Source organism: Mycobacterium sp. MAC_080597_8934 (assembly GCF_000523975.1).
GTDB classification, from domain to species: domain Bacteria; phylum Actinomycetota; class Actinomycetes; order Mycobacteriales; family Mycobacteriaceae; genus Mycobacterium; species Mycobacterium avium.
The window spans coordinates 344,307-361,561 of sequence record NZ_JAOS01000004.1; the positions used below are offsets into that span (position 1 = coordinate 344,307).

Below are 17,255 nucleotides of genomic sequence, written 5' to 3' on the forward strand. Positions count from 1 at the left end.
GTAGGTCAGGTATCCCGGGACGTACCGTTTTTAAACCGACCGGCATCCGCGGGAGAGCATGGCTTCATGGCCGACGAGGACCTCGACACTCTCTACTGGGCGCCGCCGCAGCAGTTCACCGCCGAGCGCGCCCGGCTGGCCGCGGCGGCCTCGGCGCGTGGCGACGATGCCGCGGCCCAACGGATTTCGGCGGCCCGCAAACCCACCGCGGCGGCCTGGATCGTCAACCGGTTGGCCTTGCGGCACAAGGACGCCCGACAGCGACTGGCCGACCTCGGTGAGCGGTTGCGGGCCGCGCACGCCGCTTTGGACGGGGCGCGCATTCGCGAATTGTCCGCCGAGCAGCACCGGCTCATCGACGAACTCACCGGCGCCGCGCTGCGGGCGGCCGACGTGCGCACGCCGTCGGCCGCCGTCCGCGAAGACCTGACCGGCACGCTGCAAGCCGCCGTCGCCGACCCGCAGGTGCGGGCGCGCCTGGGCCGGCTCACCCGGCCCGAGCGGTGGTCGGGCTTCGGTGACTTGGGTGACTTGGCTGACGTGGGTGACGCCCCGAGCCCCGAGCCCGAGCCGGCGAACCGAAAGCCGGCGCGCGCCGCCGCGCAGAACCGGCACGCGCAGCGGCTGCACGCCGCCGTCGCCGCCGCCGAAGACGCCAAAGCCCGGGCCGACGCGGAGTTGTCCGAGGGCAGGGCCCGACGCGATGCGGCCCGGCAGCGGCGCGACGCGGCGGCCCGGGAACTACGGGACGCCGAGCGGGAACTGCGCGGCGCCGAGGGCGACTACGACACGGCGGAAAAGGCCAGCCGCGCCGCCGCGGAAACGCTGCAGCAGGCCAGGGCCCGGCTACGACAGGGCTGAGCCCGCGGCGTTTCTTCCGGCCGGGCCGGGGTATCAGCACAGCCGTGACTTCTTTGTGGATGAGCGAGCGCACCGAACGTCCTTGGGCCGCAAGCCAGCTTGACCAGGGGCCGGCGTCCGCCGACGTGATCGTGGTGGGCGCCGGCATCACCGGCCTGATGACGGCGGCACTGCTGGCACGCGCGGGCAAGGACGTGCTGGTGCTGGAGGCGCGCACGGTGGGCGCCTGCGCGACCGGCAACACCACCGCGAAAATCAGCCTGCTGCAAGGCAGCCAGCTGTCCAAGGTGCTGCCGCGGCACGGCCGGGAGGTGACGCGCGCGTACGTGGACGGCAACCGCGAGGGCCAGGAATGGGTGTTGGGCCACTGCGAGGCGCACGGCGTGGCGGTGCAACGCGAAGACGCCTACACCTACGCCCAGTCCGTCCGGGGCGTGCCGTCGGCGCGCGCCGAGTTCGAGGCCTGTCAGGCGGTCGGGCTCCCGGTGGTGTGGCAGGACGACGCCGACGTGCCGTTCGCCTATCACGGCGGGGTGCGCCTGGCCGACCAGGCGCAGTTCGACCCGATGCCCTTCCTCGACTCGCTGGCCGTCGAACTGCTCGGCCGCGGCGGCCGGCTGGTCGAGCACACCCGGGTGCGGCGCGTGTCCTGGCGCGGCAAGGGGGTGCGCGTGCACGTCAACCGGGGCAGCGATGCCGCCGGCCACGACGTCGAACTGCACGCCGACCAGCTGGTGCTCGCCACCGGCATCCCGATCCTGGATCGCGGCGGCTATTTCGCCCGGGTCAAGCCCAGCCGGTCCTACTGCCTGGCCTTCAAGGTCCCCGGCAACATCACCCGGCCGATGATGATCTCCACCGACTCGCCGACCCGTTCGGTGCGGTACGCGCCGGTGCCCGACGGGGAGCGGCTGATCGTGGGCGGCGCGGGTCATACCGTGGGCCGCGAGAAGAGCCCGTCCGATGCGCTGGATGAACTGTCGGCGTGGACCCGCAAGCATTTTCCGGGTGCGGTGCAGACTCACTTCTGGTCGGCCCAGGACTACACGCCCATCGACCACCTGCCCTACGTGGGCCCCATCCTGCCCAACAGCGAAACCATTTTCGTGGCAACGGGTTTCAACAAGTGGGGGATGACCAACGGGGCCGCGGCGGCGTTGGCGCTGTCCAGCCGGATCCTGGGCGGGCGAATGGACTGGGCGCGCGCGTTCGCCAGCTGGAGCCCGCACGAGCTGTCGGGTCTGGCCACCGCCGTGCAGGCCAACCTCGAGGTCGGCTTCAACCTGACCAAGGGCTGGATCACTCCGGCGGTGCGGATCGGGCGCCGCAGCCCGGTCGACGGTGACGGCGGTGTGGTCAGCGGCCCGCCGTGGCACCTACAGGCCCGCTGCCGCGTCGACGGCACCGAGCACCGCGTGTCACCGGTGTGTCCCCATCTGGGCGGCATCGTGAACTGGAACGACGCCGACAAGGCGTGGGAATGCCCGCTGCACGGGTCGCGCTTCGCACCCGACGGCACCTTGCTGGAAGGACCGGCGACCCGGGACCTGACCGCGTCGCGCTGAGCGACTCATCCGGCGCGGGTCTTGGCGAAGACGATCCAGCGCAGTTCGATCGGGGAGTCGTCCCGTTCGACGTCGAACACGTCGAGGCCACCGGCCCAACCCTCGAACCACCCGGTGGGCGGCCAGGATTCGGCGGGCGAATGGGTCTTCTCGTACTCGTAGGCGGAGTCATCGGCGACGAGCGCGAGCGGCAGCCCGCCCGCCGCGCCCATCACCTCGTCGCGGGTGAAGACCATGCTGTTGCACTGCTGACTGAATTGCACCGCGGCGGCGTCGGGAACGTAGCCGTCGTGGGCCAGGAAGGTGTTGAAGACCAGCCGTCCGCCGGGCGCCAGGCATTCGGCGGCGAGTTCGAACATGCCGCGCAACTCGTGGGCGGTGCGGAAGTCGGGCACCACCTCGGAGAGCACCATCAGCTGGTAGCGGTCGCGGGTATTCTCCATCGCCGTGAACACGTCGCTTTGAATAACGTTGACGCCCAAGGATTCCCGCTCGGCATCGGCGCGCATCGCCTCGGCGAACTTCGCGGTCATCTCCACCGCGTCCACCGGGTGACCGCGCCGGGCCAGCGCCAGCGCGTTGCGCCCGGTCCCCGCGCCGACGTCGAGCACCCGATAGGTGGCGGGGTCGTCGGCCTCGGCGGCCAGGGTCAGCACCCGCGCGTCGGGCTCGGTGCCGAACAGCGGCGGCGGACGCACGGCGACCCACTGTTCGTAGTCGGCCTCGATGGTGCGCCAGTCGGCCTGGACGTGGAAGTTCACGCCGGTGCCGAACGGGGCGTGATACGAGATGAGCACGTCCGACCGGGGGGAGGCCTTGAAGGCCTTGGCCAGTTCGACTTCCAGCGCCGAGCGCAGCTGCGCGAACTGCTCAGGGGCATACCAGACGCCCAGGGTGGCGCAGACGTTGCCACACAACTGGAGGTATTCGTCGATCATGGCCGGGACGGCCGGCACCCTGATGGTGCCCTCGGCCGACGTGCGGCGGTAGATCCGCCGGATCACCGCCTCGCGCAGCAGCGACGGATCGAACGAGCGATTCGGCGGATCCTGCACCAGAACCTTCTACACGACGGGCCGGCTTTGCACCACCGCTCGGGCACCCCGGCGCCGATCAGCCCCCGCGGGCGGCCTCCTCGAGCAGATCCGCCGCGGCCGCGACGCTTTCGCCGGGTTTGGTCATCCGGGTGGCGACCTCCCGGGCCCGGTCGTGGTAGCGCCCGTCCAACACACAGCGAAGATCGGCGGTCAATGAGTCCAGGGTGGACGCCGAGAACGCGCGCGCGAGGCCGACTTCCAACGCGCTGACCGCCTCGGCCCAGACCGGCTGATCGAGCCACAACCACAGGATCAGCATCGGCACGCCGGCCCGCAAACCCGCGGCGGTGGTGCCGGACCCGCCGTGGTGCACCACCGCGCGGCAGGCCGGAAAGACCGCGGCGTGGTTGACCGCCGGCACGATTTTCACGTGGTCCTCGGGCGGGATGCCGGTGAAATCGTTTGGGCCACTGCAGATCAACGCCCGTTCGCCCACCCGCGCGCAGGCAGCGCTGATCACCGCGACCGTCTCGGCGGGGGAGCTGACGGGGGTGCTGCCGAAGCCGAAGTAGACGGGCGCGGTCCCGTCGGCGATCCAGGACAGTACCTCGTCGTCGACGCCGGTCGGCAGGCCCAGGGTCAGCGACCCCACGAACGGCCGCCGGTGCCCCGCCGTCGCCCACTGCTCTGCCAGTCCGGGCACGCACAGCTCGTCGTAGGCCTGGATCTCCAGCGCCGCCCGGTCCGATCGCCCGGCGTCGACGGGCAAACCGAGCGCCTGACGCTGGGCGGCTTCGGCGGCGGCGGTGACGTGTGACTGCATCCAGCCGAGCCCCAGCGTGTCGGCGGGGAAGAAGTGCAGCGCCGCCAGCGGGGCGCCGACGCGCTGGGCGACGTTGGCGGCCAGCCGCTGCTCGTTCATCCCGGCCACCAGCAGATCGGCGCCTGCCGCCAGCGCGGCGAGCGTTTCGCTCTTGGCGGCCCACACCGCGGTGACCCGCTCGGTCAGCTGCGGTAGCGCGCTGATCGGATTCTGCACCGTGTGGACGAAATCGGTGGCGGTGTTGATCTGCTCGCGGCTGTCCGGCCCGTAGGCCACCGCGCGCAGTCCGGCCGACTCCGCCAGGCCGAGCTGGTCGGGCGACAGCGCGATCCGGATGTCGTGGCCGCGGCCCTGCAACTCCCGGGCGACGGCGGCGCAGGGTTCGACGTCGCCCCGGCTGCCGTAGGCGGCCAGCACAATCTTCATCAACCAACCTCACTCACGGATGCTGCTACGAATCCAAGCAGAACCCCCCCGGGCCGGCCGGCCGGAAGGTTCCGGCGGGCCTGCGGGCCGAGGTGACCACGGTTTTTGCTGGAAGCGCGCGGCTGAGACCGCACTGAGAACAATTTGCTCACGACGCGTCATACCCTTGTCGATCGCAGCCGTCACGCCCCGGTAACCTAGCGTTAACCCACCGCAACAATTTCGCTGTATTCGTGAACGTGGGCGACAGTTGCAGATGTGTGCGACCGATCCTGGACAGTTGGGGGCTCTCATCCGGCTGGACTTCGATGCGGTACCGGCAGTACCAGAAGGATTGCGATTTGTTTGCTGCTCAGGTGGCTATCCCCAGATCACGGCCCACATCACGCACGCCCGGCATGACCCGCGCTGACGCCATCCGTCCCGGCACGGCCAGCGCAGCGATCGGAGGAGAACGACATGGACTTCGCGGTACTACCGCCGGAGGTTAACTCCGCGCGGATTACGCCGGTCCGGGGTCGGGACCCATGCTGGCCGCGGCGATGGCGTGGGACGAGCTGGCCGCCACCCTGCATTCGACGGCGGACTCCTATCAGGCGGAGATCACCGCCCTGACCTCCGGGCCGTGGGTCGGGCCGTCGGCGGCCGCGATGATCGCGGCGATCACGCCCTACCTGACGTGGATGCGCACCACCGGAGCCCAGGCCGAGGAGACCGCCAACAACGCCCGGGCGGCGGCCTTCGCCTACGAGACGGCGTTCGCCGAGACGGTGCCGCCCCCGGTGGTCACGGCCAACCGCACGCTGCTCGCCCAGCTGGTCGCGACCAACATCCTGGGGCAGAACACGCCGGCGATCGCCAGCACCGAGGCGGAGTACGCCGAGATGTGGGCGCGCGACGCGGCCGCCATGTACGGCTACGCCGGCGCCGCCGCCGGGGCGACCCGGCTGACCCCGTTCACCCAACCGGATCCGACCACCAACTCCGGCGCCGATCAGTCGCAGGCGGTGTCGAAGGCCGCGGCCACCGCCGCCGGCAGCACCCGCAACACCGTGACGCAGCAGCCGTTCTCGGCGGTGCCCAACATGCTGAACAACCTTGCGGTGTCGCCGAACGCGCTCGGCGACCCGTCGGTGACCGACCTGCTGGGGCTGGAGAGCGACCTGATCGCGATCTTCCTCGACGCGCCGGCCAGCGTGGTCGGGATGGGCGTCGACGCACCCTCGGCCACGATCGCGCTGCCCTTCGACATCGCCGGCGCCCTGACCGGTTTCCACACCGACGACATCGTCAGCGGCTGGGCCGGCGTGCAGCCCTGGCCGGGCACCGGAGCGGTGCCGCCGTCGCCGTTCCCGGTCATCACCAACCCGGCGGGCGGTTTCGGGACGCTGGCGTCGGCGGGCCTGGGCCAGGCGAACACCGTCGGCACCTTGTCGGTGCCGCCGACGTGGACGGCCGCGGCCCGGCGATCCGGCCGGCCGCCCTGGCGCTGCCGGCCACCACGGTGACCGCCGCCGCCGAAACCGCGGCCACCGCCGCACCCGCTGGCACGGGAGTTTGTTCGGCGAGATGGCCGCGGCGGGTTTGGCCGGGCGCGCGATGGCCGGCACCACCGGCCTCGGTCGCGAGCGGGCCCGGGCCGAGGCCGCCAAGGCGCCGCGCGAACCGGGCCAAGAACCGGGCAAGGCGCCGAAGCAAGAGCCGGCGGCGCCGGCCGTCAGCGCGGGCGGACCGATCACCAGCATCGCCGCCGAGCTGCGCGAGCTGGCATCGCTGCGGGACGCGGGGATCCTGACGCAGCAGGAATTCGAAGAACAGAAGAAGCGCCTGCTGCCAGGCTGATTTCCAGGGTTCACGGTGATTTGGCCCTAGCGCCGCGCCCAGAGTGCTACCGTTTGCTGGCCCTTCGACCGTTCGACGAGATCCGGTAGCACGCATGCCCACCCTCCGCCTCGGCCGCGCCGCCCGGGTTGCCGTGCTCGCGGTGTGCATCGGGTTGGCCGGCGCGCCGCTCGTCGCGGGGTGTGGCGCCGCCCCTCCGGCCACCACCGCGGCGACCGCGTCGGTGACCACGTCGGCGACCAAAGCCGTTGCAGCACAAGATAATCCGTCGTCCACGACCGCTACTCCCGGCCGGTACGGGAATCCCGCGGCCGCCGCCCGCTACTGGGCGGCGCAGTCGCTCGAGGACAACTGCGGACTGGTCTCCGTCGCCGACGTGGTGGGCGAAATCACCGGCACCGCACCGAGTGAACGGCAGATGCTCGACCTGGCCGAGTCGACCCCGTCGGGCACCAATCCCGGTCCGATCTACGCGCCGCGCAACGACCCCAGCCATTCGGGCCCCAACGCCGGCATCGAGTTGGCCGATCTCGTCGTGCTGCTCGATCACTTCGGCATCAAGTCGGAGATGGTCTCGGCGACCGAGCCGGACCGCACCGGCCTGCCCGCGTTGGAGCAATACCTCGCCAAGAACCGCAAGATCATCGCCTTCGTCAACTCCTCGGTCATCCTGAACGCCGATGACCAGCGCACCAAAGCCGACCACTTCCTGGTCGTGACGGGCATCGACACGGACACCCAGATCGTGCACCTCAACGACCCGGGTATCGACCACGCCGACGAACAGGTCGGTGTCGCCACGTTCATGACGGCCTGGGAGACCAGTGATCAGTCGATCGTGGTGACCGCGGCGCCGATCTGAACGGTGGTGCGGCCCCGGGGTTTCGGGCACAGTGAGCACAGCGAACAATAGTGTGCAGTTGCGCCGAGTGAAGGTGTGTGATGGACGAGTCGACGGCCGCCCGCGCCGCGGTGCCGATGCGGGTCGAGGCCTTGCTGCGTTACCCGGTGAAGTCGATGCTGGGCGAAACGCTGGACCGGCTGGCTGTCGACGAGCACGGCGCCCAGGGCGACCGGCGGCTGGCGCTCGTCGACGACGAAACCGGACACGTCGCCAGCGCCAAGAATCCCCGGCTCTGGCGTGACCTGTTGACGTGCACCGCGCGCGCCGATGCGAGTGGGGTGCGCATCAGCCTGCCCGACGGGATGGACGTGGCCGCCGATGACCCCGGCGTCGACGAGTTGATCTCCCGGTTGACGCGACGCCGGGTCCGGCTGATCGCGCGCCGCCCCGACGGCGCCACGCTGGTGCGCCCCGATCCGGAGCAGCTGCTCGAGCGCGGCCTCGACGCCGAGGTCGACGGCCGCATTCTGCGGATCTCCGCGGCCACCCCGGGTCATTCGTTCACCGACGAAGCCCCGCTGCATGCGATCACCACCGCCACCCTGCAGCACATCGGGGTGGAGGCGCTGCGCTACCGGCCCAACCTGGTGATCGCCACCCCGCCGGGCTACCCGCCGTATGCCGAAAACGATTGGGCGGGAAGCGAAATCACGGTCGGGGAGGCCAGGTTGCGGGTGCTGACGGCCACGTCGCGCTGCGTGGTTCCCACTCTCGAGCACGGCCGGCTGCCGCGGGCCCCGCACGCGCTTCGCACCCCCGCGGCCGAAAACCGTTTGGACACAGGCGGTCACGGCCCACAGCCGTGCGCCGGGGCCTATCTGGCGGTGCTGGCCGAGGGTGTCATCACCGTCGGCGACCCGGTCACCATCGAATCGTAGCGTCCGGCGCGGCGGGCAGTTGTGCGGTTATGGCGGCCTACCCCCTTCGTCGCGGCACCGACTCGCGGCGAGCCGGTCACCGAGACGCCTACCCGAATCGTCGGACCTTTAACGCAGAGCCGTCAGTCATCGGCGTTGGGCGTGGGGCTTTGGGCGGATTCCCATTTCGCCTCGAGTGCCCGGGTCACCCGGGTGCCGGCGGGAAGGTCGAGTTGAAAGGTCTCGCCGCCGTCGCTTTCCAGGGTGACGAGATAGCCCCCGTCGGTGGCGTCCTTGAAGACGACCTTGTAGGGCCGTTCGCCGGAACCGCGGTCGACGGCGATGAGGTCGCCCGGGGTGACGTCGTCGATCAACTCGTTGCCGGAGACTTTGGACATAGCCCCGACGGTAGCCGATCGGCCGGGGCCGCTCAGAGCTTGGCGCCCAGCCCCGCGATCAAGTTGATCGTGACGGCAAGGATCACCGCGCCGAGCAGGTAGGACAGCAGGGCGTGGCGCAGCACCGTGGACCGGATGGCGGTCAGCCCGATCTCGGTGTCGGACACCTGGTAGGTCATGCCGACCGTGAACGCCACGTAGGCGAAATCCCGGAAGCGGGGCGGCTCCGGGTCGTGGAAGTTGATGCCGCCCGGCTGACCCGAGTAGTACAGCCGCGCGTAGTGCACGGTGAACAGGGTGTGCACGGCGAACCAGGACGCGGCGACCGCCAGGATGCCCAGCACGGCGGCGGCCACCGCCCGAGCGCCGGCATGCGACCCGGCGGCCACCACGTAACCGACCCCGGCCAGGCTCGCGACGCTGGCCGACAAAATGACCGCGTCGGCAACCCACCGGGTGGGATCCTCCCGCGTCGCCCAGACGCGGGTCTGCTCGGCGTCCATGCCGAACAGGATGAGCTGCGTCCACACCACATACACCCCGGCCGTCACCACCCAGCCGACCAGCGCGAACCGCCAGCCGACGGTGTTGCCCACCACCACCGCGACGGCGACGCCGAGCAGCACGGCCACCGACATCCGCACCGCGACGGTGTCGCGGAACAACTTGACCAGGGGCAACGCCGCAGCCACGGTGAGCGGTCGCTAGGTGCGCGGCGAGCCCTGGTTGAGGTGGTTGGCCGCGAACGTCGCGGCCTGCGCGGTCATGCCCGCGTCGATGTAGGACACGTGCGCCATGATGTTGCCGCCGCCGGAGCAGATCGGGTCGTCGGGGGCGCACAGGCTGATCGTCTTGCCGCCGTAGAGCGGGTTGATCGTCGGCAGCGGCTGGCCGCCCCACAGCATGGTGGAGAAGCCGCTCGAGGGCTCACCGAACAGGGCCACCGCGGCGACGTGGTCGGCCACCGAGGGTGGCATCGCGTTGGTGGCCAGGTCGATCACGGTCGAGCCCTGCGAGTAGCCGCCGAGCACGATGCGCGAGTTGGGGCAGGCGGCCACGGTGTCCTGGACGTGCGCGCTCGCGTCGTCGGCGCCGGCGTTCGCGCTGTTGTGGTAGTCGTCGTTGGCCGGGTAGTTGACCGCGTACACGTCGACGGACCGCCCGCCGAGCTGCGAGGTGAGCGAGTCGACGAAGGCCTGGCCGATGTTGCCCAGGCCGGGTTCCTGGTGGGTGCCCCGGGCGAACACCACCGAGACGTCCGAGCAGGGGTCGGCGGCGGCGACCGGGTTGCCCACGGGTGCACTCAGCAGCGCCCACGTCGTCACAACCGAGATACCAACCAAGCGGGCAAGTCTGCGTGCATTCATCCTGGAATCCTGACACACCGCCCGGCGCGGCGGTGCCGGTGCCCGGCCGGCACGCCTCACCGGGCGCGCCATTGCGGCTTGCGTTTCTCGGTCCAGGCCCGGATGCCTTCGGCGACGTCCTCGGTGGCCCCGGCCACCTTGCGCATGGTCTCGCCGAAGCGCACCGACTCGATCCAGCCCATGTCCGCGGTGCGCCACGCCACCTCTTTGGTCGCCCGCTGGGCCAGGGGTGCGGCCTCGGTCAGGGTGCGGGCCCAGGCCCGCGCCTCGGCCTGCAGCCGGTCGGGCTCCACCAGCTTCCAGACCAGCCCGATCTCCTTGGCCCGCTCCGCGCTCATCGGCTTGCCGGTCAACAGCAGCTCCATCGCATTGGCCCAGCCCACCCGGCGGGGCAACCGGATCGCCCCGACGATGGTGGGCACGCCGATCGCCACCTCGGGATAGCAGAACGTCGCCTCGGTGCTGGCGATGACGAAGTCGCAGAACAACACCCCGGTCAGGCCGTAGCCGATGCAGGGGCCGTGCACGGCGGCGATGGTCGGCTTGAACAGTTCCATGCCGGACTCGAAGGAGTTGATCGTCGGCTTCTCCCAGAAGGTGCCGCCGAAGGTGCCGACCGAGCCTTCGCCGTCCTTGAGGTCACCGCCGGCGCAGAACACGTCGCCGTTGGCGGTCAGGATCCCGACCCAGGCGTCCAGGTCGTCGCGGAAGCGGTCCCAGGCCGCATTGAGGTCCCGGCGCAGCGCGCCGTTGATGGCGTTGCGCGCCTCGGGGCGGTTCAGGGTGATGGTGGCGACGTGGTCGTGCAGCTCATAGGTGACCAGACTCATGAGGGGAGACTATTTCCCCGTCGCCATCGCGTTCGCACAAGGCCGCCGCCCACCCGGCTCACGGTGTGCGCGGCCGCCGCACATCGCCGAAAATATTAAGGCGCCCAACGGTTTTAGCGGGTGAGCGTTTTGCTTCGTCGAACCTGACGCTGACCCGCTCGAAGGCCTTGACGCGTTCGGCCTTGACCTTCTTGGTGTAGGTCCGGCGATCGGCCGACGTGAGATCCGCGTCGTCGCTGAATGCGCCGAGCAGGGCGCGCGGGTACAGCCGCTCCACCAGAACGACATTGACCTCCGCGCACACCACCAGCACGGTCGACGCCAGGAACAGAAAGGCCAACGCGCCCAGCACCAACGCGAACACGCTGTTGGTGGCGCTGGCCCGCTTCACCACGTGCGCGACATAGCCGGCCCCGAACCATTGCAGGAGTCGCCAAACGAGCGCTGCGGCAACGGCTCCCGGCCACACCTGCCGGTAGGACAGCGCACGCGCGGTGGTGAGGCGGAACAGCACCAGGCAGATCAGCGCGTTGATGGCCACCGAGGCGAGTGCAAGTCCCGCCTTGCCGAGGAAGCCGAGCCCCGCCGTGGCCTGGCCCGCCGCGGCCAGCAGGGTCGCCGCGATGGCCGCCGAGCCGAGCACCAAAAGCAGCAGCAGGCTGCGCAGCCGCGACCGAATCGGGTTGGGGCGCTTGTGTTTCGGCACTGCCCACACCGAGTCCATGGCGTTCTGCACCGCCTGACCCACGCCCAGGCCGCCGTACAGGGCACCGGCCAGGCCCACGATCACGCCGGCCGCTCCTCCGCTGAGGCCCTCGGGGTGGTGCAGCTGGCTTCCGATGACCGGGAACTCGCTCAAGGTGCTGTGCAGCACCTGGGCCTGCAGATCGGGCCGGCCCGCCAGGATCACCCCCAGGCCGGTGGTCAACAGCAGCAGCAGCGGAAACAGCGACACCAGCGCGTAGTAGGTGATCAGCGCGGCGAGGTAACCGCCCTGGTCGTCGTTGTATTTGTAGACGACACCGACGATCACGCCGACGGCCCGATTCCGTCGCTGAAGCCTGTCCAGCCAACCGACCATCGCCGATCACTTCCCCCACCCGAGCCGGCTTCCCATTGGATGCGCTTGCCGCCTGATACCCGCATTCGGCCGCCGTCAACCGCGGGCGGGCCGCAGCCCGGGATCTCGCCTCCTGCGCTTGGCGCTGTACAGCTCCGCGTCCGCGGCCGCGTACAGCGACGCGATGTCGGCGCTCGCGCCCGCGCCGGACGCCGTGCCGACGCTGGTGTCCGGGGTGTGCCGGCGGACGCTGGCCACGAACTTGTCCGCCTTGGCACTGGCGGGGTTGTGGTCGGCGATGCACACCGCGAACTCGTCGCCGCCGAACCTGGCCAGCACGGCGCCGGCGGGCGCGACCTGGCGCCAGAAGGCGGCGCACCGCACCAGATACTGGTCGCCGGCGACGTGGCCCTCGGTGTCGTTGAGTGTCTTGAAGTTGTCGATGTCCAGCGCGACGACGGTGACGGTGGCTGCGGCCGAACGGGTTCGGGACAGCAGGTCCGCGGTGGCGATCTCCCACCCCGCACGGTTGAGCAGGCCGGTGAGGGGATCGGTGCACGCCGCCGTGACGAGGGCGCGCGTCAGCAATCCGAACGACTCGGCGGCTCCGATGATCGCGATCACGAAGATCGCGTAGTCGATCGACAGCTTCGGCGTGGGCGCGACCGCCAGGGCCGCCACGGACAGGCCGGCGAGCACGGCGACCAGGGCCGCGCCGCGGCGCGGCGAGTAGAACGCGCGCAGGTACATCGCCAGGAACATCGGCGCGATCAGGCAGACGAACTCGGCGATGATCACCCGGTGGAAGGCCATCACGATCGGCGTGGCCACGATCGCCGTCACCGTCGCGGGCGCGGGTTTGTCGGGCCGGGCGGCCAGCCAGGCCAGCGCCCCCAGACCGAGGCCGACCGCGACGATGCCGCCGGCCGGATTGGACAGGGTCAACCCCGCGCGGATCGGGAACAAGGTGAACACCACACCGTAGGCGTAAAGGAATGTGGTGGCCCCCAAGAAGATTCGCAACATGCGGGCCTGTTGGGTGCGGTAGAAGACGCTGCCGGCATCGGCGCGCAGCCGCAATCGATAGGGACGGGCGTCTTTATCGCCGGATGGGTGGGGGAGGCTTCGGCCCATCCCGTCAAATCTCCTCGTCACCCCCCGGTATGGCGACGTGCGGCATTGCCATTTTGACACCGCGTCGGCCCCGACGCGTGACCGGACGGCCGTGCGCGGCCGTCGCCGAAGGACGCCTATCGTGGCAGCAGTGGCCGAACCGTCCTTCCCGGTGTCCGGGGCGCAGCTGCGCGGCCGGCTTGACGGTCTGACCATTCGCGACGCCGCGCGCCTCGGCCGGCGGCTGAAGAAGCTGCGCGGCGCCGCGCCCGACGAGCTGCGCCAGCTGGCCGATCAGATCGCCGCCGCGGAAGCGGTCGTCGCCGCCCGCCACGCCGCCGTCCCGGCCGTCAGCTATCCCGATCTGCCGGTCAGCGAGCGGCGCCGGGAGATCGCCGACGCAATACGCGCGCATCAGGTGGTGGTGATCGCCGGGGAGACCGGATCGGGCAAGACGACCCAGCTGCCCAAGGTCTGCCTCGAGGCCGGCCGGGGCATCCGCGGAACCATCGGACACACCCAACCGCGCCGGCTCGCCGCGCGCACCGTCGCGCAGCGCATCGCCGACGAGCTGGGCAGCCCGCTGGGCGAGACGGTCGGCTACACCGTCCGGTTCACCGACCAGGTCAGCGACCGCACCCTGATCAAGCTGATGACCGACGGCATCCTGCTCGCCGAGATCCAGCGCGACCGCCGCCTGCTGCGCTACGACACGTTGATCCTCGACGAGGCGCACGAGCGCAGCCTGAACATCGATTTTCTGCTGGGCTACCTGCGCGAGTTGCTGCCCCGCCGGCCGGATCTGAAGCTCATCATCACCTCGGCGACGATCGAGCCGCGGCGGTTCTCGGAACACTTCGCCAACGCGCCCGTCATCGAAGTGTCGGGACGCACGTACCCGGTGGAGATCCGCTACCGGCCGCTCGAGATCGCCCTGCCCTCCGCAACCGCGGACGATCCCGACGACCCCGACCACGAGATCGTGCGCACCGAGACACGCGACGAGGTCGAGGCGATCGTCGACGCGATCGCAGAGCTCGAGGCCGAGCCGCCCGGGGACGTGTTGGTGTTTCTGTCCGGGGAACGCGAAATCCGGGACACCGCAGAGGCTTTGACGGGGCTGAAGCACACCGAGGTGCTTCCGCTGTACGCCCGGCTGCCCACCGCCGAGCAGCAGAAGGTGTTCGCGCCCCACACCGGCCGGCGGGTGGTGCTGGCGACCAACGTCGCCGAGACGTCGCTGACCGTGCCCGGCATCCGCTACGTCGTCGACCCGGGAAACGCCCGCATCTCGCGCTACAGCCGCCGGTTGAAGGTGCAGCGGTTGCCGATCGAGCCGATCTCGCAGGCGTCGGCCGCGCAGCGGGCCGGCCGCTGCGGCCGCGTCGCGCCCGGCGTGTGCATCCGGCTGTACTCCGAGGCCGATTTCGCGGCCCGCCCGCGCTACACCGAACCCGAGATCCTGCGCACCAACCTCGCCGCGGTGCTGTTGCAGATGGCGGCGCTGCGGCTGGGCGATATCGAGAACTTTCCGTTCCTCGACCCGCCGGACCGGCGCAGCGTCCGCGACGGTGTGCAGCTGTTGACCGAGCTCGGCGCGTTCGACCGGCAGGGCGCGATCACCGAGCGGGGCCGTCGGCTCGCCCGGCTGCCGGTCGACCCCAGGTTGGGCCGGATGATCCTGGCGGCCCAGACCGAGGGTTGCGTGCGCGAGATGCTGGTGCTGGCTGCGGCGCTGAGCATCCCGGATCCGCGGGAACGGCCGAGCGACCGGGAGGAGGCGGCCCGCCAAAAGCATGCCCGGTTCGCCGACGAGCACTCCGACTTCATGTCGTATCTCAACCTGTGGCGCTATCTGCGTGAGCAGCGAAAGGAGTTGTCCGGCAACCAGTTTCGGTGGCTGTGTCGCGCCGAATTCCTGCACTATCTGCGGATTCGGGAGTGGCAGGATCTGGTCGGGCAGTTGCGCGGCATCGCCCGGGAGCTGGGCATCACCGAAGAGTCCGGTGAGCCGGCCGACCCGGCCCGGGTGCACGCGGCGCTGCTCGCCGGGCTGCTGTCGCACGTGGGTATGCGCCGCGAGGACTCCCGCGAGTTTGCCGGTGCGCGCAACTCCCGTTTCGTGCTGGCCCCCGGGTCGGTGCTCAGCAAACGGCCGCCGCGCTGGGTGGTGGTGGCGGAGCTGGTCGAGACCACCCGCCTCTACGGCCGCACCGCCGCGCGCATCCAGCCCGAGGCCGTCGAGCGGGTGGCCGGCGACCTGGTGCAGCGCAGCCACAGCGAACCGCATTGGGACCCCGACCGCGGCGAGGTGATGGCCTACGAGCGGGTGACGCTGTATGGGCTGCCGCTGGTGTCGCGCCGGCGGGTCGGGTATGCCCGCATCGATCCGGTGCTGGCCCGCGAGTTGTTCATCCGGCACGCGCTCGTGGAGGGGGACTGGCACACCCGGCACCGCTTCTTCGCGGACAACGCCCGGCTGCGCGGCGAACTCGAGGAGCTGGAGGAGCGCGCCCGCCGCCGCGACCTGGTGGTCGGCGACGACGACGTCTACGCGCTCTACGACGCCCGCATCCCCGCCGACGTGGTGTCCGCGCGGCACTTCGACGCGTGGTGGAAAAAGCAGCGACACCAGACCCCGGATCTGCTCACCTTCACCCGCGCCGACCTGCTGCGCACCGAGGAGACCGGCGACGCCGACCGTCCCGACAGCTGGCGGGCCGGCGACGTGACGTTGCCGCTGACCTACCGGTTCCAGCCGGGCGCCGCCGACGACGGGGTCACCGTGCACGTGCCGATCGACGTGCTGGCGCGGCTGGGCGGTGACGAGTTCGCCTGGCAGGTGCCGGCGTTGCGCGAGGAGCTGGTGACCGCGCTCATCCGGTCGCTGCCGAAAGACCTGCGCCGCAACTTCGTTCCCGCGCCCGACACCGCGCGGGCGGTGCTGGGCGCCATCGATCCGGCCGCCGAGCCGCTGCTGCCTGCGCTGCAGCGCGAATTGCGCCGGCGCAGCGGGGTTTCGGTGCCCATCGACGCGTTCGATCTGGACAAGCTGCCGGCGCATCTGCGGATGACGTTCGCGGTGGAGTCCACCGACGGCACCGAACTCGCCCGCGGCAAGGATCTGCGGGCACTGCAGGAACGGCTCACCACGCCGGCGCGGCAGGCCGTCGCCGACACGGTCGGGGCCCGGCTGCAGCGCACCGGGTTGCGCGGCTGGCCCGACGACCTCGACGAACTGCCCCGCGTCGTGCAGCGCAGCCTCGACGGCCGCACGGTGCGGGGCTACCCGGCGTTCGTGGACACGGGCGCTGCGGTCGACCTGAGGGTGTTCGCGACATCGGCCGAACAGGTCCGCATGATGGGCGCCGGTCTCCGCCGGCTGGTACGCCTGAGTATTCCGTCACCGGCCAAAGCCATTGCGCGTCAACTTGATCCACGCACCCGCCTGGCGCTGGGCGGCAACCCGGACGGCTCGTTGCCGGCGCTGCTGGAAGACTGCGCCGACGCCGCGACCGACGCGCTGGTGCCGCAGCCGGTGTGGACCCGCGACGAGTTCACCGCGCTACGACAGCGGGTGGCAAAGACGCTGGGGCCCACCACCATCGAGCTGGTGGGCCGTGTCGAGCAGGTGCTGGCCGCCGCCCAGCAGGTGCAACTGGCGTTGCCCGCGACGCCGCCGCCTGCCCAGGCCGACGCGGTTGCCGACATCCGCGCCCAGCTGGACCGGCTGTTGCCGGCCGGCTTCGTCACCGCCACCGGCGGCGCGCGGCTGGGCGATCTCACCCGCTACCTGTCGGCGATCCGTCGCCGCCTGGACGGGCTGGCCCGGGCCGGCCAGGCCGACCGCGACCGGATGCGGCGGGTGCACGCCGCGCAGCACGCCTACGACGAGTTGGTGGATGAGCTACCCGAGGCCGCGAAGACGGCCGCCGACGTCCGCGACATCGCGTGGCAGATCGAGGAACTGAGGGTGAGCCTGTGGGCCCAGCAGCTCGGCACGCCGCGACCGGTCAGCGAGCAACGCATCCACCGGGCGATCGACGCGGCGCGGCAGCGCTACCGCGTGGCTTTGCCTCCCACTCTCAACCTATAGCGCACCCCGGGGCTTGCCGCAAGACCGGGGCGGTGACGCAAAATCGCTGTCTCGAACCACAATTCGGAATGGGGGC

General features: G+C 70.9%; 13 protein-coding genes and 1 pseudogene. 6 read left to right on the forward strand and 8 right to left on the reverse strand.

Annotation, left to right across the window (positions count from 1 at the left end; genetic code table 11):
• Positions 1 to 66 precede the first annotated feature (66 nt).
• Positions 67 to 861: a hypothetical protein gene (locus NF20_RS04385; protein ID WP_033712086.1), complete on the forward strand. Its 795-nt coding sequence runs from the start codon at positions 67 to 69 to the stop codon at positions 859 to 861.
• A 59-nt stretch (positions 862 to 920) separates the two neighbouring features.
• The gene (locus NF20_RS04390) at positions 921 to 2,426 is read left to right on the forward strand and encodes an FAD-dependent oxidoreductase (protein WP_033712088.1); all 1,506 of its coding nucleotides are present in this window, start codon (positions 921 to 923) and stop codon (positions 2,424 to 2,426) included.
• 5 nt (positions 2,427 to 2,431) lie between these two features.
• Here the strand turns inward: NF20_RS04390 and NF20_RS04395 are convergent, their stop codons facing one another.
• A complete protein-coding gene (locus NF20_RS04395) occupies positions 2,432 to 3,481 on the reverse strand; it encodes a class I SAM-dependent methyltransferase (RefSeq protein WP_033712090.1) in 1,050 nt (349 codons plus the stop codon).
• Between the two features lie 58 nt (positions 3,482 to 3,539).
• The gene (locus NF20_RS04400; RefSeq protein ID WP_033712091.1) at positions 3,540 to 4,712 is read right to left on the reverse strand and encodes a glycosyltransferase; all 1,173 of its coding nucleotides are present in this window, start codon (positions 4,710 to 4,712) and stop codon (positions 3,540 to 3,542) included.
• Positions 4,713 to 5,171: 459 nt separating this feature from the next.
• On the opposite strand from NF20_RS04400, the pseudogene NF20_RS04405 reads away from it, so the two are divergent.
• The 3 genes and pseudogenes from NF20_RS04405 (at position 5,172) to NF20_RS04415 (ending at position 8,336) form a co-directional block, all read left to right on the forward strand.
• Positions 5,172 to 6,554, forward strand: a pseudogene (locus tag NF20_RS04405) (PPE family protein, SVP subgroup).
• Between the two features lie 94 nt (positions 6,555 to 6,648).
• Positions 6,649 to 7,416: a C39 family peptidase gene (locus NF20_RS04410; RefSeq protein WP_023871136.1), complete on the forward strand. Its 768-nt coding sequence runs from the start codon at positions 6,649 to 6,651 to the stop codon at positions 7,414 to 7,416.
• A gap of 80 nt (positions 7,417 to 7,496) precedes the next feature.
• A complete protein-coding gene (locus tag NF20_RS04415) occupies positions 7,497 to 8,336 on the forward strand; it encodes an MOSC domain-containing protein (RefSeq protein ID WP_033712093.1) in 840 nt (279 codons plus the stop codon).
• A 122-nt stretch (positions 8,337 to 8,458) separates the two neighbouring features.
• Here the strand turns inward: NF20_RS04415 and NF20_RS04420 are convergent, their stop codons facing one another.
• The 6 genes from NF20_RS04420 to NF20_RS04445 all read right to left on the reverse strand — a co-directional run bounded on the left by NF20_RS04420 (position 8,459) and on the right by NF20_RS04445 (position 13,050).
• Positions 8,459 to 8,713, reverse strand: a complete 255-nt coding sequence (locus NF20_RS04420; protein WP_003876660.1) for a hypothetical protein — start codon at positions 8,711 to 8,713, stop codon at positions 8,459 to 8,461.
• A gap of 32 nt (positions 8,714 to 8,745) precedes the next feature.
• Positions 8,746 to 9,405 carry a DUF1345 domain-containing protein gene (locus NF20_RS04425; protein ID WP_023861599.1) on the reverse strand — a complete coding sequence of 220 codons (660 nt, stop codon included), beginning with the start codon at positions 9,403 to 9,405 and terminating at the stop codon, positions 8,746 to 8,748.
• 12 nt (positions 9,406 to 9,417) lie between these two features.
• Positions 9,418 to 10,080: a cutinase family protein gene (locus NF20_RS04430; RefSeq protein ID WP_003876662.1), complete on the reverse strand. Its 663-nt coding sequence runs from the start codon at positions 10,078 to 10,080 to the stop codon at positions 9,418 to 9,420.
• Positions 10,081 to 10,136: 56 nt separating this feature from the next.
• Positions 10,137 to 10,910 (reverse strand): enoyl-CoA hydratase/isomerase family protein, encoded by a 774-nt coding sequence (locus NF20_RS04435; protein WP_023899773.1) that lies wholly within the window; start codon positions 10,908 to 10,910, stop codon positions 10,137 to 10,139.
• A 58-nt stretch (positions 10,911 to 10,968) separates the two neighbouring features.
• Positions 10,969 to 11,991 carry a YihY/virulence factor BrkB family protein gene (locus NF20_RS04440; protein WP_023899772.1) on the reverse strand — a complete coding sequence of 341 codons (1,023 nt, stop codon included), beginning with the start codon at positions 11,989 to 11,991 and terminating at the stop codon, positions 10,969 to 10,971.
• Positions 11,992 to 12,066: 75 nt separating this feature from the next.
• Positions 12,067 to 13,050, reverse strand: coding sequence for a GGDEF domain-containing protein (locus NF20_RS04445; RefSeq protein ID WP_033717217.1), 984 nt, complete (start codon positions 13,048 to 13,050; stop codon positions 12,067 to 12,069).
• 175 nt (positions 13,051 to 13,225) lie between these two features.
• Between NF20_RS04445 and hrpA the strand changes: the two genes are divergently transcribed.
• Positions 13,226 to 17,179 (forward strand): ATP-dependent RNA helicase HrpA, encoded by a 3,954-nt coding sequence (gene hrpA / locus NF20_RS04450; RefSeq protein ID WP_170945444.1) that lies wholly within the window; start codon positions 13,226 to 13,228, stop codon positions 17,177 to 17,179.
• Positions 17,180 to 17,255 lie beyond the last annotated feature (76 nt).